We start from the raw sequence: 18,729 nt of genomic DNA on the forward strand, positions 1-18,729 counted from the left end.
CTAGCCTTAGAGTAACTAGCTGATGTTATTAGTGTTATGCCACTGTATCATTGCATATGAATGGATTTCAATCGCCAATAAAAAGGGGAATAGAAACAGAGGGGTTATTGGGTTCTCTGCAACTGAAGTTGCTGTAATAACCATGCTCGACTGGTCATCTCAGCTTGGTTAGGGCATTTGACATGGTAATCACTACCTGAGATCCAACTGCCATTGGCTACGTTATTGATAAAGTCTTCGGGGCTTTTCACATCGTCTTTGGCATAGTCCCATTTGTCCTGAAGATGTTGCGCTGCTTTGTCACCACGATACCAAGTTCCACCCCGTTCAAACTGGCAATCAGATTGTCTTAGTCCATTAATTAGGCCGGCAATTTCCTCGTCACTTGTCGCTGCAACAGCAAAACCGCTGATGCAACTCAATAGTAAGAGCGCATTTTTCATTATCTGTTATCTTCCCACCATGCTTGCTGATCAAGGGATTGACCAATCACATACCGTTGACCAAATTCAGGGGCCACCATGGTCACGCCTTTTTGTTGACTAACGACCCAAGCCTGCTCTAACGGTTCATTCCACGGATGATTAGCTAGGCGAAACGTACTATTGTGAATAGGCATCACTACCTTAGCCTTTAGGTCTTGAGTTGCTTGAATCATCTGCTCTGGAAACATATGAATCAAAGGCCAATCTTTACTGTACTGACCATCTTCCATAAAGGCGAGGTCAAATGGTCCAAAACGATCACCAATTTGTTTAAATCCTGCGAAATATCCCGAATCGCCACTAAAGAACACATGATGACTCGGTGCCAAGATCACCCAACTACCCCATAACGTCTCGTTTTGGTCTGCCAGGCTACGCCCAGAAAAATGCTGGGTTGGCGTAAAGACAAAGTGTGTTGGGCCAATATCCGTTTCATCCCACCATTTCATCGCTTGTACCTGGTTAGCGTCTACCCCCCACTGAATCAAGATATCCCCGACTCTTTGCGGAACGAGAAAGCGCCCTACTTTTGGCGCTAAGGCCAAAATAGACGCTTTATCTAAGTGGTCATAATGGTTGTGGCTGATGATCACCACATCGATACGTGGAAGTTGAGCAATTTGAATCGGTAAATCAGAAAATCGTTTCGGTCCAACCCATTGGAATGGAGATGCACGTCGACTAAACATAGGATCAGTTAATATCCACTGCTGCCCTAGTTTCATAAGAACGGTTGAATGACCGACACGATATGCCACATCCTGCTGTTCGCTATCAAGTGCAGCACTCGACATCTTAATCAGTGGAATGGGTTGCTTTGGTTCGAGGTTTTGCACATCTGAAAACATTGAATTCCACGTCGCACTGACAAAGGTTTTAAAACCCGGCTGATAATCAACGTACAGATTGGCAAAGTGATCCTCAGCCTCAGCGTGAACGGAATTAGAGCACCCAAGCAAGATCAGCGAGCACCACACCGTACAAATAACACAAACAAAAAGGCGATAGTGATTCATAAGCGTCCACTAGGTGAAATGAAACGCGAGCAACCCTAGCCTCCCCAAGCTTTAAAGAGTTGCTGCGTAAATGACGATATGCGGGTTATCTAACCACCCAGCATTGCATCGCTCAAGTACATTACTCCGAGATGATTGCCTGATTGTCCTGATTTTTCTTGTCACCCACCTTGGTTCTAACGACAGATTATCGCTCTCCCAGTAAGAAAAGAGGTTTGCCCCCGCTCTCCAACAGAAAAGCCACGTCATTTTTTGTTATCCAACCCCACACTAACCGGATCACTTTACAGGCAAATAATAGTGATCAAAACGATAAAATTGGAAACCGGTTTCCAATTTTTCCCTATTTAGGAAAAATACGTGCAGGAAGACACAAAAATTGAGTAATGGGATTTATATACTGCCGCAACAAGATCACCCTACATGACGGTTCTCATCTTGGTTCAATAACATCAAACATAGGACTAATATAATGAAACACTCTCTACCTAAACTGACTACAACTTATTTAGCAGTGCTAAGTTGTTTGTCATTCAGTGCCTTAGCTGCAGAAAATTCCACCACGGCAGAGACCAACGCGCAGATAAAAAAAATAGAGCAACTGCAAAATCAATATGAAGTACAGCTTAAAGAACTTGAGGCGTTAAAAGCACAATACAAAAATACGAATCCAAACGAAGAGAGCGCGTCGTATCAATCGCTAAAAGAACTCATGGATAGAGTCTCCCTATTTGGTTTCTTCCGAGCCAAATACGATCATGATGATAATGATCCAACCGGCTCCGGCACCAATAACAAACACTTTTATATGGACTTAGAAGGGAAACTGAAAGTCTCTGAAATATGGGATGCTCGCTTCCAAATCGAAACACGTAAAGGGTATACGGTCAATCAATCATGGCGTGACGGTGATTCTGGCAGCAGCGACCAAGATGGTACTTTACAAAGGATTTGGGTTGAAGGTCGCCCTGCCAATATTGGCGTAACACTGGGCACCAAATGGTGGGGATATGGTTTCCAAGCTGTCCCATTTGGCCATGCCGCCGATGGTATTCAACTTGACTATGATGTGGTCAGTGATTGGAATGCCAAGGTATTTTGGTTACGTCCACGTCAAGGCGATCTGGTGACGATGCCCAACGGTCAAGAGACTCAAATTGCGGGTCTTAACGTGACGGGTAGCCTCTTAGATAACTTGCAAACCAGCCTCACCTACGCCACCAACGAAAATCACGGCGACGACCAGAAAATGGATAACATGGGTGCCTTCGAACTGCAACTGCAAGCCACCTCTGATATTTTGCTGCGCGGCGCCTTTGTCATGACCGATGCGGATGACTATAACACCAGCCAAGAATACCGAATTGACTATAAACAGACCGATTTGGAAAAGGCAGGAAGTTATAGTTTATATACCCGTTATATCGATTTCGAACGCTATGGTGATTATTCCCACGATGATGAATGGGGTTCATTACCAGGGGATGCTAAAGGCTGGATATTCGGCGCGAAATACGTTTTGGCGCGTAATATTATTTGGGAAACGTTCTACTCTGTCCAGCAACGTAACCGTGCGACTGAAGAACATAATCGCGACCTATTCCGTACCCAAATTGATTTCCATTTTTAATTCACTATTAAAACAATCGCAGTAAAAAATAAGCGTGGTAAATTCGCTTATTTATCCCATTTAGCCGAGTGATCAAACTTGGTTAAATGGGATTGTAGTCAATTATTTTCTGCCGCTTTTTGACTGCGCATCGCTGCCATCCGCTCTTGCTGTTCTAATATCATCCGCTCATGGGTACGAAAAAAAGGCACGTAACAAAAGTAAGAAATCAAGATCGCGACAATGGTCATCAGAGCATTATTAATGCTGCCATTAGCTGCCCATGCAGCACCAATCGGAGCAGGCAGAGTCCAAGGCAACATCATCACCACTCGGTCAAGAATATCCATTTTGGTAAGGAACCACACTAAGGTGGCATTAATCAGAGGAACACAAATAAAAGGAATAATAAACACCGGATTCATTATGATGGGAAAGCCAAATAAAATCGGCTCATTGATATTAAAAATCGAAGGAATCAGCGCAACTTTGCCAATTGACTTTAATTGGTTAGCGCGACTTTTGATAGCGAGATACACCAAAGGTAAAGTGGACCCAACCCCGCCGATTAGCAAGAAAAAGTCCCAAAATGAAGCGGTGTAAATATGCGGTAATATCGCGTTACTCTGCTCCATTGCCTGTTGATTGACCAATAAATTGGTCATCCAAAATGGGTTCATGATCCCCGTGACCACAATCGAACCATGAATGCCAATAAACCACAGCAATTGGCAAATCAGCACCGAAACCAACACCGCAATTAAGCTATCAGAGGCAAGTACCAAGGGGCGGAATAGCTGCTCGATTAATTGAGGTAAATGCATGCCCACTTTGATTTCAAGTAAGCTGTTAAATGCAGAAAGACTCACGAAAACAATAAATATGGGAATAATTAACTTAAACGTTTGTGCCGTAATTCTCGGTACATCTTCTGGCATGCGAATTGTCCATCCTCTGCTGCAACAAAGATGAATAATTTCCACTGAGTAGAGGCTCGCCACCAGCGCCGTAAATATACCTGAACCGCCCAAATAACGAATATCCAAGCCTTGCCGGTCGGCAAAACCAGATAACATTAAAAATGCCATGCTACCGGTTAATCCGGATAACCGTTCTGGCAAATGATATTGTTTGGCTAAACTCGTCGCCACACCAAAAGCCACGATTAAAGCCACCACACCTAATGTGAGTTGATAGGTCGGCAATATGATCGGGCGGATACTGATAAGAAATGACTCCCATCCAATTGAACGGCCCTCCATTTCTGCAGGAACGCCCACTAATGGAAACATCAAAGGAACAAATAGGCACCCAATAAAGATGAACGGCATAGAAAGCTGAAAGCCGTCACGCAATGCTGTGATATGAACACTCGAGCTAATAACACGGGCAGTCGGCGCAACATAACGATCTAAATTCACAGTCAATATTCGAGTGACTAGGTGTTTCATAATAACCTCTGATGAAGCTTTACTCTGACGGAAACCGTTTATCCAAGATAATCATTTTTTCATATTCCCTAACGAATAGATAATCAGTCGATCACACCTTGACGTTACTGACACACCTTTTTTAATCCTATCTAAGCGAGGAAAACAGTGGTTAGTTGTTAAGCAGATCAAACTTTGCTAAACCCCCCACCTCAAATTAATGATCCTTTTCACACTCCTTTAGAAACCATTTGGAAACCGGTTTCCAAATGGTTTCTAAAGGAGCATAGTGACAACGTCAAATCGATAAGGAGTACCAATCATGAACAAAATTATGCTGTGCTGCTCTGCTGGAATGTCCACATCTATGCTGGTGAAAAAGATGGAAGCCGCAGCCAAACAACAAGGGATAGAGGTTCAGATCGATGCTTTTGGCGCATCTGAGTTTAGTAACCATGTTGCGGATTACGAAGTGGTGCTCATTGGCCCACAGGTGAAATACATGAAACCGGATCTACAAAAGCTCGCAGACCCCTACGGCATCACGGTTGAAGCGATCAACATGATGGATTACGGCATGCAAAATGGCGAGAAAGTGCTGCATTTTGCTCTCGACCTCATTAACGAACACGCATAACAAAATCCATACACTTCAGGATAATAATATGAGTACCCTATACAACCACATGGTCGACATTATCGAACAGAAAGTGTCACCCGTTGCCGCCAAAATGGGACAACAAAAATATGTAATGGCAATTCGTGATGGTTTCATTGCTGCTTTGCCATTTATGATCGTTGGTTCATTTATCTTGGTGTTCGTCTTTCCACCATTTTCTGCGGATACCACTTGGTCATTCGCTCGTGGCTGGCTTGATCTTTCCGCCAAATATCGCGACCAACTGATGTTGCCGTTCAATTTGAGCATGGGGGTGATGACCCTGTTCATCTCGGTCGGGATAGCCGCCAGCTTAGCGCGTCATCATAACCTCGACCCACTGACCACTGGCTTATTGTCTCTGATGTCGTTTTTGTTGGTCGCTGCACCACTGAAAGATGGCACCATTTCAATGCAATACCTATCAGGACAAGGGATCTTCACTGCGATCATTACCGCAATTTATTCCACCGAGGTCTATGGTTTACTTAAACGCAAAAACATCACCATTAAGCTACCGCCTGAGGTGCCAACGGGTGTCGCTCGTTCCTTTGAAATTTTGATTCCGGTATTAGCGATTATCCTGACGCTTCACCCCCTCAACCTCATCATTGAAGCCGAAACTGGCATGATCATTCCGCAGGCGATCATGGCGCTCATTCAGCCATTGGTGTCCGCTTCTGACTCCTTACCTGCTGTGCTGCTTGCGGTGTTTATCTGTCAGATTTTGTGGTTCGCGGGGATTCACGGTTCCCTGATTGTCACTGGCATCATGAACCCATTTTGGATGGCAAACTTATCGGCGAACCAAATGGCAATGGCCGCTGGAGCTACCACCATGCCACACATTTTCTTACAAGGCTTCTGGGATCACTACTTGTTGATTGGTGGTGTGGGTTCAACGCTACCGCTGGCTATCTTACTGATGCGCTCTAAAGCAGTTCATTTAAGAACGATTGGCAAAATGGGGATTGTCCCTGGGCTCTTTAATATCAACGAACCTATCTTGTTTGGTGCGCCGATCATTATGAACCCCGTCTTTTTCCTACCGTTCATTTTGGTGCCCATGATCAACGCAGTTTTTGCATGGTTCGCTGTCGATTTAGGGTTAGTCGCGCGAGTCGTATCGCTGACTCCATGGACAACACCAGGACCGATTGGTGCTTCATGGGCCGCGAACTGGGCCGTTAGTCCAGTGATTTTGTCGCTATTTTGTATGTGCTCAGCTGCGCTTATGTATCTGCCTTTCCTAAAAGCCTATGAAAAGCAATTACTTGAAAAAGAAGCGCTTGAGGAGCAACAAAAATCCTCACCCAAAGTTAACGCGACACCCGCTTCAACTCACTAATACGCAAAGAGACAAACCAGCGGATTATCCTGAGGTAATCCGCTGTAAGGACCCTAGTTATGCTTTATCAATTTCCACCACACTTTTATTGGGGCAGCGCCGCTTCCGCCACACAAACCGAAGGCGCCGCCGCTCAATTCGGCAAAGGTGACAACATCTGGGATCATTGGTATCAACAAGAGCCCAACCGCTTCTATCAAGGTGTTTCTCCTCAACAAACTTCGACCTTTTATCAGCACTTTCGCGATGATATCGGCCTAATGAAGGCGATCAACCACAACAGTTTTCGCACCTCTATTTCATGGTCGCGATTGATCCCAGATGGCACTGGGGAAGTGAATCAACAAGCGGTGGCGTTTTATAATCAGATGATCGATGAACTGATTGCCCAAGGCATCGAGCCTTTTTTGTGCCTGTTTCACTTTGATATGCCATTGGCGATGCAAAACATCGGCGGATTTGAAAATAGAAAAGTGGTCGCCGCTTACGCCTATTACGCACAAACCTGCTTTACGCTATTTGGCGACCGCGTCAAACATTGGTTTACCTTTAATGAGCCCGTGGTGACTGTCGAAGGCGGTTATCTTTATAACTTCCACTATCCAAACGTGGTGGATTTTCGCCGTGCGGCGACAGTCGCCTATCATACGATTTTGGCCCACGCCGAAGCCGTTAAGCGTTATCGTAAACTGGCACTGGGCGGCAAAATTGGCATCATATTGAACCTAACGCCCTCCTATCCTCGCTCGGATAACGAAGCTGACCGTCTCGCTTCATTTCACTGTGACTTACTGTTTAATCGCAGTTTTTTGGATCCTGCAGTCAAAGGAGCCTACCCAAGAGAATTGATTGAGCTACTCGACCATTACCACCAGCTTCCGGAGATTGAACTTGGTGATTGTCGCCTAATTGAGCAAGGTAAAGTCGATATGCTTGGCATCAACTACTATCAGCCGCGTCGTGTGCAAGCTAAGTTGCATGCGGTGAATCACACCAATCCCTTTATGCCGGAATGGTTGTTTGATGAATATCGTATGCCCGGTTGCAAAATGAATCCCCATCGCGGCTGGGAGATCTACGAAAAAGGCGTGTATGACATTTTGATCAACCTGCGTGATAACTACGACAATCTCCCCTGCTACATTTCGGAAAACGGCATGGGCGTCGAAGGTGAAGAAAAGTTCCTCCACAACGGGCAGATTCAAGATGACTATCGAATTGATTTTATTCGTGAACATCTTAAATGGGTACACAGAGCGATTGAGGAAGGCTCCACCTGCTTTGGCTACCACATGTGGACTTTTATCGATAACTGGTCATGGTGCAACGCTTACAAGAATCGCTATGGATTCTATCGACTCGATTTGGCGACTCAGCAACGTTCATTAAAGAAAAGTGGTGAATGGTTTGCTCAAACAGCCAAACACAATGGCTTTGCAGATTTAGCTACAGGAGAACAATCATGGATTTAGAAGAACAAGTCATGGGCATCATTATTAATGCTGGGCAAGCACGCAGCCTCTGTTTCGAAGCACTGCGCGCCGCCAAAGAGGGAAACTTTGCAAAAGCAGAGGCTTTACTCACCGAATCTACCACCTTTGCCAACCAAGCCCATTTGGTGCAAACCCAATTGATTGAAGCCGATCAGGGGGAAGGTAAAACGCCGATGACACTGATTATGGTGCACGCCCAAGACCACCTAATGACATCGATGCTGGCCAAAGAGCTGATTACCGAACTGATTGAACTTCATCGAGAAATGTATAAGAACAAGCAACTCTCCGTTGCTTAATGAGTGAATGCCCAGCATCCCGAATTGGGGAGGATAGGTTTGCTGGGCTAGGTCATGTTTGACGGAGTGTCGGCTTGTGTAATGTTGCTTTGAGGGTAAAATGAAACTCTTGGGAACCGTTTTCCCGATCGGTTTGTTATCAAAAGCGCACCGCGCCACATAGGATTGCCATGGCTACTATTAATGATGTTTCTCGCCTTGCTAACGTGTCTAAAGCCACCGTATCTCGCGTACTTAGCGGCACTCGGGGAGTAAAAGAGGAGAGTAGAGAAGCGGTATTAAAAGCGGCGGAAGCGCTGAACTATCGCCCTAATGTCATGGCTCAAAGCTTGGCAACTCAGCGCTCTGACTATATTGGTGTCGTCCTTTCTACAACCGATGCCGGCCAAGTGTCCACTTACTTACCTATGTTATCGAAAGCTTTAAAAGAGCGTAAAAAGCAGATGCTGGTGAGCTTTGCCGACAGCGAAGCGGAGTTTGCAAGAACCATCGCCGACTTTGACAATGGCCTATGTGATGCGATTATCGCGGTGGGCGGCACCGCTTCCGCACTCACGCAAAACGTGGATAACCTCATCACTATTGATGGCGGCGTTAACGGTAAAAATCGCTCTATTTCCTATGATTACCGGTTTGCCTGTGAAAGTGCCTGCCGGTATTTGTCCAGTAAAGGGCACTCATCTATTGCGATTATCTTGGATGGCAGTGATTACGCGGCCAATCAAGTGTTAGAGGGCTACAAAACCGCAATGCAGAACTTGGCGATGCCCATCAATCGTCAACTGATTGTTAATGCAACCGAAAGTCCTGAGTTAGCCGCCATGAACCTGCTCAACAGCTACTCACCTTTTACTGCGCTTATCGTAATGCGGGATAGCCATGCCGCGATTGCAATGAAAATGCTCAAAGATTTTAACCTCTCAACACCACAAGAAGTCTCCATCATGTCCCTTGAAGACTCCTTTCTTGCCAGCCAATTGACGCCAGCGCTAACCTGCATAAGTTATCCATCTGAAAAGCTGGTTAAAGCCGCCATGCAAGAGTTGGATCAATTAATGAGTTACCAACCAAGCGATGAACCGCTTTTGATTCAAGGCAACTTGGTCACTCGTGATTCCGTGGTTAACCGTAGATAAGGGTTATGCAAGAGCGAAAAATGGCGGGCAAGTTAGCAGCCGAAAACGGCACAGCAAAAAACATCAACCAGAGTTTTTGGCGACATAAAATGATACCGCATTTGACGGTGCGCTCTACATACAATAGCACCCAAGGTTATAAAGCCCACAGCCACTCTGAACTCTCAATTGGTCTTATTACCGCAGGACAAACTCTACTGACCCTACCGGACAATCAGCTATGTTTATCTGCGGGTGATATCATACTGATCGAGCCTAAAGTTGTTCACTCCTGCAACCCTATCAATAAATTACCGCGTAGCTATCACATGCTGTATCTCGACAATTATTGGTGCTGTCAGATATTAAGTCGTTTATATGGTCATCAAATAGATAGATTAACTTGCGATCAGTACCCGCTAATTAAATCTGCAGCTCATCGTGTTTTAATTTCATTATTGGATCAGCTTTCTTGCATCTCCAACTCAACCAACAATAACGTTACCAATAATGTTGCCCTTAATGAAAAAATAGAGCTCGTTTTGCTCGATATTATTTCTCAGTATGTCTCTCCCCTAACAAATACGTCAGATAAAGATAGCTTAGCTTATGCGATGAAACGCTTGCTGCTTCGGGACATCACTGATTCACCATCTCTCGAAACCATTGCAACACAGCTCAACCGACCAGTAGAGAGCTTGATTCGTCAGTTCAAAGCACGTTTCGGTATCACGCCCAAAGCTTTCCTTACCAATCATAGAATCGAACAAGCAAAACTCTTACTTAAAAGGGGAATGAATATTGTCGATGTCGCGGGCGAAGTTGGTTTTTCAGATCAAAGTCAATTACATCGTGCTTTTGTCCATTACACAGCCTCAACACCAAGACAATACCAACAGCTCGCGTCAATTTTCGACAATAATCGTTAAATCATAAGACCTATAGTCCATATCCACTTTTGACGTTAGGTATTTTCCATGTTGTATTCGACCTTTTTCCCCGAAGCCTTTCCAGCCCTAGCTCTTGCTCACTTTGTCGCGCTTCTAAGCCCCGGACAAGACTTCTTTTTGATCATCGGTCACTCCATTCGCCATCGCCTAAAGGGCAGTCGTTTTATCTGTTTAGGCATCGCTTTGGGTAATGCCATCTACATCGCCATCGCTATTCTCGGTTGGACTCGCATTCGAGATAACAACAGCCTATTTATGATCATTTCTATGCTAGGGGCGGCATACCTGTTTTGGATTGGCATACATTTATTAAAAAGTCAGAAAAATGAAGATCGATTGGAAATACAAGAGACACTAACGCCATCTGCATTCAAGCAATTAACGCTGGGTTTAAATTCAGCACTATTAAACCCTAAAAATGCACTGTTTTACATGAGCTTAATGGTTGTGATCTTGGGGAACTCAATCACCATAACCCAACAAATTACATGCGGTGTATGGATGTCTCTTGCGGTCTTGCTCTGGGATTTGCTTGTTGCTTCTGTCATTGGACTGCATCAAGTACAAATGCGTTTAAGTCAAAGCGTGCACCTTATCGAACGAGGCGCTGGAATGGTGTTAATCTTTTTCGGTATGGCGTTGTTTGTGGATTATTTAAGGTGAACGGAATTTAGACATTGCGGCATTAATAGTTATATAACCAACTAAATTCGTAATCAAATATGGTCGTAATAATGTCAACTAGTTACAAAGCAAAATGGTCAATCATTAGAGAATGAAAAATCCGTGAGGTAACAGACTTGGCATGATAAGAATCTCTCTACTACATCAACTCTGTTACTGAATTCACGATAAAAAAGAATAGTGCACGCCTCGTTTGTCTAGCGAGACTAATGCGGTTAAACTTTAAACAAAATAAGGTTTTTATTACTCAACAGAAAAGCCATTAGCACTGGTGATTCTCTTTTAAAGTAGATTATCTGATTATGGTGTGGCCCATTTTATTGGTTGTGCTTTCGTTAGTTACGTACTGTCAGCCTGTTTGGGCTGAGGGAGAACAACATTCCCTGCTTTCTGACGTCAGCTATTTTCATGAAGACCCAAACAGTCCGCTATCACTGCAACAAGTGCGGCAACGCTTTCAATCAGGTCAAGTACAGTATCCTAAGCAGAATTTCTTATCTCTGGGCATTAGCGAACAAGCCACTTGGATTCGTCTAGAAGTGCAAAATACGACCGGAGAGCCTCAGTTCCAACGATTGAATGCTGCTCAGCCTTGGGTTGACCATCTCTCTGTCTATTTAATGAATGATTCCGGCTTACTAAAGGAGTGGCACTCTGGCGACAGTCTTGTGGCAGATAGCCACTTACTTGCGGGGGTGGGTTTCGTTTTTGACATGACGATTCCACCGGGGGAAAGTGACATTTTGATTCGGGGACAATCGCTCGACCCGTTAACCCTGCCAATCGCTTTATTAGATTCCTATCAGTCACGCACTCTCGATTCGCAAATTCATGTCACTTCCGGCATCGTTTATGGCGTTTTACTGGCTCTGGTCGGTTTTAACTTAGTGCTTTACAGCTCACTTAAACAATTAGATGCCCTACTCTATTCCATTTACATCAGCTGTTTTATTATCGTGAACCTCTCTTATAACGGCTATGGGTTTGCATGGTTTTACCCTAACTCTCTATTTATTGCTAACCATCTGACACTTATCTTTATGATCTTTCATGGCGTTTCTGGGCTGGTGTTCGTAAGCAATTTCCTTGAAATTCGCACGCGGACTCCCAAATTGCACCTTGGCCTCAATATCTACAACGCCCTCGGCATCATCGCGATGGTGGTATTAATTTCCTTCCAACAGCACCTACTCGCCACCGCTCTTGCCTTTAGATTTCTGTCTCTGACAACCGTTATTATGATTTTGCTCGGAATATGGAATCTGGGTAAAACGAAAGATGCGTGGTATTTCTTGGGGGCAGTGGTCTGCAGTATGCTGGGCCTTTTGATCACAACACTCTCTGTTTGGGGCATGCTGCCCTACAACTACTACAGCTATAATGGCGCGGTCTTTGGTGTCGTCTTTGAAGCCATCATACTGGCGGTTATCGTTGCTTATCGGCTTAAAGCCGTCGAACAGAAACGAGCGACGGCAGAATATTTGGCAGCATACGATCCTTTAACCAATTTATTTAATCGCCGCTCTTTAATGAGCGCCGGAACAAAGTTGATCCATTTTGCAGACCAATCAAAGAAGCCATTGAGTTTTGTGATGATGGATATCGACCATTTCAAAGTCGTCAACGACACCTATGGGCATCAAGTCGGCGACCAAGCGCTGATCCATATTGCTAATTTGCTGAGAAGTAATACTCGCGCTACTGATACGCTATCACGCTGGGGCGGCGAAGAGATGGTGATTCTGCTACCCAATACCAATGCCAGTCAAGCACTGGCTTATACCGAACATCTGCGTTTAACCATCGCTCAAACACCCTTGATTCACGAAGGACAAGAGATCGAGATCACCGCCAGTTTTGGTATTGCCACTCGAAAAAAATCCGAAACCTTGGATGAATTATACCAACGCGCAGACAAGCAGCTTTATCTTGCTAAAAGACAAGGTAGGAATCGAGTTGAGCCAGCCTTTGAAAAATAGAAGCGACGCAGAAGCGTCGCTTTTGGAGGTTAACTCACATGTTGTTTCGTTCGAGTCATAGAACGGATGATAGAACGTATTTGGAGCACAACAACAAGGACAAAAAAGCCTGCCAATACCATAGAAACTGGGCGCTCAGCGAATTCGATCAAATTGCCATTGGCTTTTATCATAGAGGACAACAAGTTTTTTTCTAGCATTGGCCCTAATATCATACCCAAAATAATCGGTGATATTGGGTAATTTCCTCTTTGCAAAAAATAACCTAATACACCCATTCCCAACATAACGACAATAGAAGAGAGTGAATTATTTATTGCAAATGACCCTACCATACTAAACACAATAATAATCGGATAAAGAATCGCTTTATCAATGAAGATAACTCGCTTAATGATGTTAACTACAAATGCAGCCAATGGTAGCAGCATTAAATTGGCGATGAAAAACAAGATAAACACGGCATATAATTTATCCGGTTGGAACAGAAATAGCGTGGGACCAGGATTCATATCTTTCATGTATAACACACCGATAATGATCGCCGCGGCTGAATCCCCAGGAATACCAAAGACTAATGAGGGAATCCAACTACCCGCTAAGCTAGCATTGTTACTTGAAGAAGAATCAATAATCGCCTCTTCAGAGCCTTTACCATACCGTTCTGGATTTTTGGAAAATTTTTGCGATAACGCATAAGAGATCCAAGCCGCAATATCAGCACCCGCCCCGGGTAATGCACCGATCAATGTACCTAAAATGCTACTGCGGCAAATATTAAATTTATACCGCCACATCGTCTTGGGAATGCCTTTAAATAGGTTAAAGCTAGATTGAGTCGGAATGACATCTTGCCGTTTCGTGGTAATTTTCCCAGCGTAGTATTCGATAGCACCAGAAATAGCAAACAAACCAATCATCGCAGGAATAAAATTAATTCCTTCTAACATACTCACTTGACCAAATGTAAAGCGAGGTACCCCTGTAATTTGGTCATAACCGACACAGGCCAATAGTAAACCTAGGCAGAGAGTTACCATCCCTTTTAATGGCTGATTTCCCACCACTAATGTCGCACACGTTAACCCCAATAGTGACAACCAAGTGTATTCGTAAGAGCTGAATTTCAAGGCAAACTTAGCAAGCATTGGCGCTGCTAGCATTAAGATCAACGCTCCGATTAAACCACCAATCACAGAACTACATAAACCGATCCCCAACACCCGGTTCAATTTGCCTTGTTTCACTAACTCGTTAGAATCTGCAACGTAAGCGGCTGATGCTGGAGTGCCGGGAATTCTCAATAACGCCCCCGGAATATCTCCGGCGTAAATAGAGGACGCACCAATTGAAATCATCAAGGCTAACGCAGGAACAGGATCCATGAAAAAGGTGAAAGGAACCATTAATGCAACGGCCATTGTTGCTGTTAGTCCTGGGATGGAACCGACAAACAATCCAAATAAACTGGCGGCAATCACAGCCAGTATTGAATTGAGATCAATATAGTGTAGTGAACTCAGTAATACGGACATAAATCACCTCCTAGGCAAAAAATCCAGCGGGCAACGCCACCATAAGTACTTTGGCAAATAGGTAATAGATCAAGCCAGACGCAACCAAAGAACAGACACCATTTAACAACCATTTTTTGGGATTGCGTAGACTCATTAGAGTCAACAACAAAACAAACGAGCAAATGGGAAAGCCAACGTTGGAGACAAATAGGCAGAACAGTCCAACAACCACGATAACGATGGCAACTGCACGCCATTCTGCCGCTGAAAATGGTATTTTTTGTGGCCGTTGGACACAGTGTACAATTCCATCTAATAAGGTAAAAAAGAACAGCAATGCACTGAGTATGGTTGGCATAAAGCCAGCGCCATAAGACCCAACTCCTCCATAAAGTTGAATGCTGGTGATGAAGATAACTAAGGCAAAAGTACCAATAACAAATTGAGCAAAAGGCAAAGTTCGCATAATGCACCTACATGTTGGTTATTCGCTCCACATGGCGAATATCTTGAATTTACGGGTAATAGCGCCACCGCTATTACCCAACCTCTGTTACTTCTTCAACTTGGCAATCAGCTTCTGATATTTCTGGTCTTCGGCTTTCATGAAGGACTGCATATCATCACCAAACAGAGGGTAGACTTCAAAGCCCTGCTTATTCGCATAATTCTGTAGTTTTCCTTCAGCAAACACTTTCTTCATTGTGGCGATAAGCTTTTCTTGCACCTCTTTCGGAATACCGGCAGGAGCGACTAACGCATTCCAAGTCGAAAAGCTGTATTTATACGGTGTTGCCTCTTGGAATACGGGCACATCCTTATAAAGCCCTTGAGCCTTTTCTGCCATGGTCGCTAAATTTTTCACCATACCAGCTTCGACCATACTTTTGGCTTCACCCGGAGAGGAAGTAGTAAAATCGATACCACCTGATACCAATTCCATTAATGCAGAACTTGAACCTTCAGAAGGAACATAAGTGACTGCATTAGCAGGCAATCCCATCGCATCAAGCATACCGATGAGATTAAGATGCCAACCTGAGTTGAGGCCACTGCCGGATGCCTTAAGTTGCCCCGGATGCGTTTTGATATAATCCGTTAATTGACTGATGGTTTGAAACTTCGAATCGGCTGCGGTTTGAATACCACCTAGATTTACGGCTAGACGAGTAATCGGGGTGTAATTCTCATAGCTTAAGTCTGTCATTCCTTGATGACGCATCATGGCAATTTCGACCGTTGCTACGCCCAATGTATAACCATCAGCTTTGGACTTCGCGATTGCATCGTGGCCAACCACGCCCGCACCACCAGTACGGTTGATCACGTTGACATTAACACCCAACTGTTCCTGTAAACCTTCAGCCACCAGTCGAGCAACCGTGTCGGTATTACCACCCGCGCCCCAAGGTACAATAATTTGAATTGGTTTGTCTGGCCATGCAGCGAATGCACTTGATGACGCTAGAACACTTAAAGTGATAAGAGTAGTTTGTAGGGTTAGTTTCACGGTAGAGCTCCTTGTTATATTTGTTGTGTAAAGTTGAGTTCTCGTTATTTATTGAGGGTACGAATAGCCTCGCGATGTGCTTCTCCGTTAGCTCGAATTTGGTCAAGAATGACACTTAATCCCCAGTGCTTTTCCAGCACATCGTAAGGCGTTGTTCGGCTAAAATTGGAAGCAAATGTGCCTAATCTTTGGTGGAAAATTTTGGCATTTTTGGGGTAACCTAAGGTTTCTGTCACTGCACTTAATGAAAGGAACCAAGCCAGCTTTTCTGCGTATTCTGGTGCTTCACTGCTGTGGTGATACAACCAGTTATAAAGATCTGGGTGGAAGTTAGTAAACACTCCGCAGAAACCTTTTGAGCCAGCCTTTATCGCTTCATAAGCAATCGCTGCATTGGCATTCACAATCGCTAGCGGCGTACCATCGACCAATTTGACGCGGCGTTGCACTGTTTCCAAATCACAACTCACATCTTTCAAAACTGAGAAACGTCCAGAATTGGCGCAAAAGAGAATTTCTTCATCACTAAGCAAGCGACGATAAGGTGCTGGACATTCATACAACCCCAATGGCATGTCACTTGGCATTGCATCCAAAATGGTTTGCAGATTGTTCATGAAAACGTCTGTACCTTTATTATCTGGATCAAGTCGATTCGTCACTAGAACCACAGCATCAACACCCGTTTTTGCCATTGCATTGAGCTCTTCAATTTGATCCTCTATCGCAGGAGAAATATGCCCAGATGAAATCACCGGAATACGCCCAGCGGTGTAATCTACAACAAATTTGGACAGTTCAACGCGTTCAGCCAAGGTGAGGTGGAGCATTTCACTCGATTGACACACGGCAAAAAAGGCGTCGGCGCCATTATCGATATACCAATCGATTAATTTTTCTAATCCTGGGTAATCAATTTCGTTGTTATCAGTAAAAGGCGTTAACATCACAGGCACAATGCCTTCAATTTTTTTCATTTTCTTGTCCTAATAAGCTCAAACACGTCGCTTAAATATTTCTGATTGATAAAGGTTGTTGCACCATACGGGCTTCAACCAAATTTACATTCGGCATATTTGCCGCCCCTTCTCTTTCCACCGCTAAAGAAGCAAATGCTGAAGCAAACAAAATGGATTGAGAAAGGGACTGTTCTTGCGCTAGCGAAGAGGCTAAAGCGCCATTAAACGCATCTCCAGCCCCCGTACTATCAACAGCAACTGCATTGAAAGCCGGCACATGAGAATATTTATCACCGTCAAACAGCACCGCACCATGTCGCCCCATTGTAATAATGACGGCTTTAGCCCCTTTCTGATGAATAACAGCAGCAGCCTGCTTCGCAGTGTCTAAATCGACAATGTCGATACCAGATATTTGCGAGGCTTCTGTTTCGTTTGGTGTGATGATGTCGACTTGGGAGATAAAGTTATCGACCTCTTTGGCATAAGGTGCGGGATTCAGTATTACTTGCAATCCAAGGCCATGCGCCAATTTGAGCATGCCCTCAATCGCATCGAAGTTGTTCTCAAGTTGAACAAGCAGCACTTTCGATTCTTTTAGATATGGCAACAGATCTGCGACCTCCTCTCCAGTCACCGTTTGGTTAGCTCCGGGACTAATGGCAATCACGTTTTCACTATCGTCATTGACATAGATAACCGCACTACCGGTTGAGGCCTTATCCGTTTCATAAAGAGAAAACGAATCTAAACCACACGAATCAAAATGCTGACGAGCAAACTGATTAAATTGGTCAAAACCCACTTTGGTTGCAAAGTGCACTCTGGCACCAGCGAAATGGGCAGCAAGAGCCTGATTGGCCCCTTTACCACCTGGACCAAAGGTGGTTTCTTTAGCAATGAGTGTCTCGCCAGGCTTAGGAAATCGTGACACTTTCGCCACAATATCCACGTTAAACGAGCCAAATACACAGACTTTCCCAACCATAGATTTCGTATTCCTTTTTCCATTGTGAACCGAGTGAACCGGATGGTGGTGTTGCATTAAACGACTGATGTCGAACCGGCTAGCCTGAATGAGCTCGTTTTGCATAAGGTGTTTTTTCAAAGACACCCCACCGTGGTGACGAGTCACTAACCCGTCTTGTTGTAATTGAGCTAAATCAGAACGAATCGTCTCTTTGGTAACATCAAAATATGAGGCAAGAAACACTACGCTGGCCTGCCCTTGGCGGCGCAACAATTGAATGATGTGTTCTCTGCGAGTTTCCCGATACATAATCCATCCTTTGTCGTTAAAGTTATGTTAGTGATGGGGGTAAGAACTATTGAGAAAGGATTCAAACAAAAAACAGACAAACAAAAACAAACAAAAATTGGCAGGGGTTAATGTTAAGAATGTGATCTAAAGAAACGGAACCATCTTATGTAAAGAGGGTTTCGTGAGAGACTTAAAGAAGAGACAATTATGTTCCAATCTATGGCAAAATATGGCGCAAATACGGGGGCTATTTCAGCAGAGGATAATCTTACATTTTAAAAATATAAGATTATGATTAATAATAACTTACTCGAATATCTATGGCGGGACTTTTCCATTTATAAATATCTAGACAAATCCAATCATCGTCACACTATAAATAAAAATTATTGGTAATAAAATTGATATTGGCTTAT

The 18,729-nt window shown here is 44.2% G+C and carries 17 protein-coding genes; 9 read left to right on the forward strand and 8 right to left on the reverse strand.

Features of this window, described 5'->3' with window-relative positions; genetic code table 11:
* Window positions 1-104 precede the first annotated feature (104 nt).
* Window positions 105-443 (reverse strand): DUF5329 domain-containing protein, encoded by a 339-nt coding sequence (locus tag OCV11_RS22460; protein WP_261896683.1) that lies wholly within the window; start codon window positions 441-443, stop codon window positions 105-107.
* Complete coding sequence (locus tag OCV11_RS22465; protein WP_261896684.1) at window positions 443-1,501, reverse strand: MBL fold metallo-hydrolase; 1,059 nt, start codon at window positions 1,499-1,501, stop codon at window positions 443-445. The genes OCV11_RS22460 and OCV11_RS22465 overlap by 1 nt, the downstream gene beginning before the upstream one ends.
* Window positions 1,502-1,973: 472 nt before the next feature.
* Between OCV11_RS22465 and OCV11_RS22470 the strand changes: the two genes are divergently transcribed.
* The gene (locus tag OCV11_RS22470) at window positions 1,974-3,131 is read left to right on the forward strand and encodes a hypothetical protein (RefSeq protein ID WP_261896685.1); all 1,158 of its coding nucleotides are present in this window, start codon (window positions 1,974-1,976) and stop codon (window positions 3,129-3,131) included.
* A gap of 98 nt (window positions 3,132-3,229) precedes the next feature.
* Here OCV11_RS22470 and OCV11_RS22475 read toward each other — a convergent pair whose 3' ends face one another.
* On the reverse strand, window positions 3,230-4,561 hold the full coding sequence (locus tag OCV11_RS22475; protein ID WP_261896686.1) for a PTS sugar transporter subunit IIC: 1,332 nt from the start codon (window positions 4,559-4,561) through the stop codon (window positions 3,230-3,232).
* A gap of 301 nt (window positions 4,562-4,862) precedes the next feature.
* On the opposite strand from OCV11_RS22475, the gene OCV11_RS22480 reads away from it, so the two are divergent.
* The 8 genes from OCV11_RS22480 to OCV11_RS22515 all read left to right on the forward strand — a co-directional run bounded on the left by OCV11_RS22480 (window position 4,863) and on the right by OCV11_RS22515 (window position 13,066).
* The gene (locus OCV11_RS22480; protein WP_261896687.1) at window positions 4,863-5,177 is read left to right on the forward strand and encodes a PTS sugar transporter subunit IIB; all 315 of its coding nucleotides are present in this window, start codon (window positions 4,863-4,865) and stop codon (window positions 5,175-5,177) included.
* Between the two features lie 28 nt (window positions 5,178-5,205).
* Window positions 5,206-6,546 (forward strand): PTS sugar transporter subunit IIC, encoded by a 1,341-nt coding sequence (locus tag OCV11_RS22485; protein WP_261896688.1) that lies wholly within the window; start codon window positions 5,206-5,208, stop codon window positions 6,544-6,546.
* Between the two features lie 59 nt (window positions 6,547-6,605).
* Window positions 6,606-8,018 (forward strand): glycoside hydrolase family 1 protein, encoded by a 1,413-nt coding sequence (locus OCV11_RS22490; protein WP_261896689.1) that lies wholly within the window; start codon window positions 6,606-6,608, stop codon window positions 8,016-8,018.
* The gene (gene chbA, locus OCV11_RS22495; RefSeq protein WP_261896690.1) at window positions 8,009-8,338 is read left to right on the forward strand and encodes a PTS N,N'-diacetylchitobiose transporter subunit IIA; all 330 of its coding nucleotides are present in this window, start codon (window positions 8,009-8,011) and stop codon (window positions 8,336-8,338) included. The genes OCV11_RS22490 and chbA overlap by 10 nt, the downstream gene beginning before the upstream one ends.
* 170 nt (window positions 8,339-8,508) lie before the next feature.
* On the forward strand, window positions 8,509-9,474 hold the full coding sequence (locus OCV11_RS22500) for a LacI family DNA-binding transcriptional regulator (protein WP_261896691.1): 966 nt from the start codon (window positions 8,509-8,511) through the stop codon (window positions 9,472-9,474).
* Between the two features lie 5 nt (window positions 9,475-9,479).
* Entirely contained in the window at window positions 9,480-10,382 is a 903-nt protein-coding gene (locus tag OCV11_RS22505; RefSeq protein ID WP_261896692.1) for an AraC family transcriptional regulator, read from the forward strand.
* 48 nt (window positions 10,383-10,430) lie between these two features.
* On the forward strand, window positions 10,431-11,066 hold the full coding sequence (locus tag OCV11_RS22510) for a LysE family translocator (RefSeq protein WP_261896693.1): 636 nt from the start codon (window positions 10,431-10,433) through the stop codon (window positions 11,064-11,066).
* A 323-nt stretch (window positions 11,067-11,389) separates the two neighbouring features.
* The gene (locus OCV11_RS22515) at window positions 11,390-13,066 is read left to right on the forward strand and encodes a sensor domain-containing diguanylate cyclase (protein ID WP_261896694.1); all 1,677 of its coding nucleotides are present in this window, start codon (window positions 11,390-11,392) and stop codon (window positions 13,064-13,066) included.
* Window positions 13,067-13,095: 29 nt separating this feature from the next.
* Here the strand turns inward: OCV11_RS22515 and OCV11_RS22520 are convergent, their stop codons facing one another.
* From OCV11_RS22520 to rbsK, 5 genes are all read right to left on the reverse strand, one after another.
* Window positions 13,096-14,601 (reverse strand): tripartite tricarboxylate transporter permease, encoded by a 1,506-nt coding sequence (locus tag OCV11_RS22520; protein ID WP_261896695.1) that lies wholly within the window; start codon window positions 14,599-14,601, stop codon window positions 13,096-13,098.
* A gap of 10 nt (window positions 14,602-14,611) precedes the next feature.
* Complete coding sequence (locus OCV11_RS22525) at window positions 14,612-15,049, reverse strand: tripartite tricarboxylate transporter TctB family protein (protein WP_261896696.1); 438 nt, start codon at window positions 15,047-15,049, stop codon at window positions 14,612-14,614.
* Window positions 15,050-15,136: 87 nt separating this feature from the next.
* Window positions 15,137-16,093, reverse strand: a complete 957-nt coding sequence (locus tag OCV11_RS22530) for a tripartite tricarboxylate transporter substrate binding protein (protein ID WP_261896697.1) — start codon at window positions 16,091-16,093, stop codon at window positions 15,137-15,139.
* Between the two features lie 44 nt (window positions 16,094-16,137).
* Window positions 16,138-17,070 (reverse strand): dihydrodipicolinate synthase family protein, encoded by a 933-nt coding sequence (locus OCV11_RS22535; RefSeq protein WP_261896698.1) that lies wholly within the window; start codon window positions 17,068-17,070, stop codon window positions 16,138-16,140.
* Between the two features lie 31 nt (window positions 17,071-17,101).
* Window positions 17,102-18,331, reverse strand: coding sequence for a ribokinase (rbsK, locus tag OCV11_RS22540; RefSeq protein ID WP_261896699.1), 1,230 nt, complete (start codon window positions 18,329-18,331; stop codon window positions 17,102-17,104).
* Between the last annotated feature and the right edge of the window lie 398 nt (window positions 18,332-18,729).

The organism is Vibrio porteresiae DSM 19223 (assembly GCF_024347055.1).
Lineage (GTDB): Bacteria > Pseudomonadota > Gammaproteobacteria > Enterobacterales > Vibrionaceae > Vibrio > Vibrio porteresiae.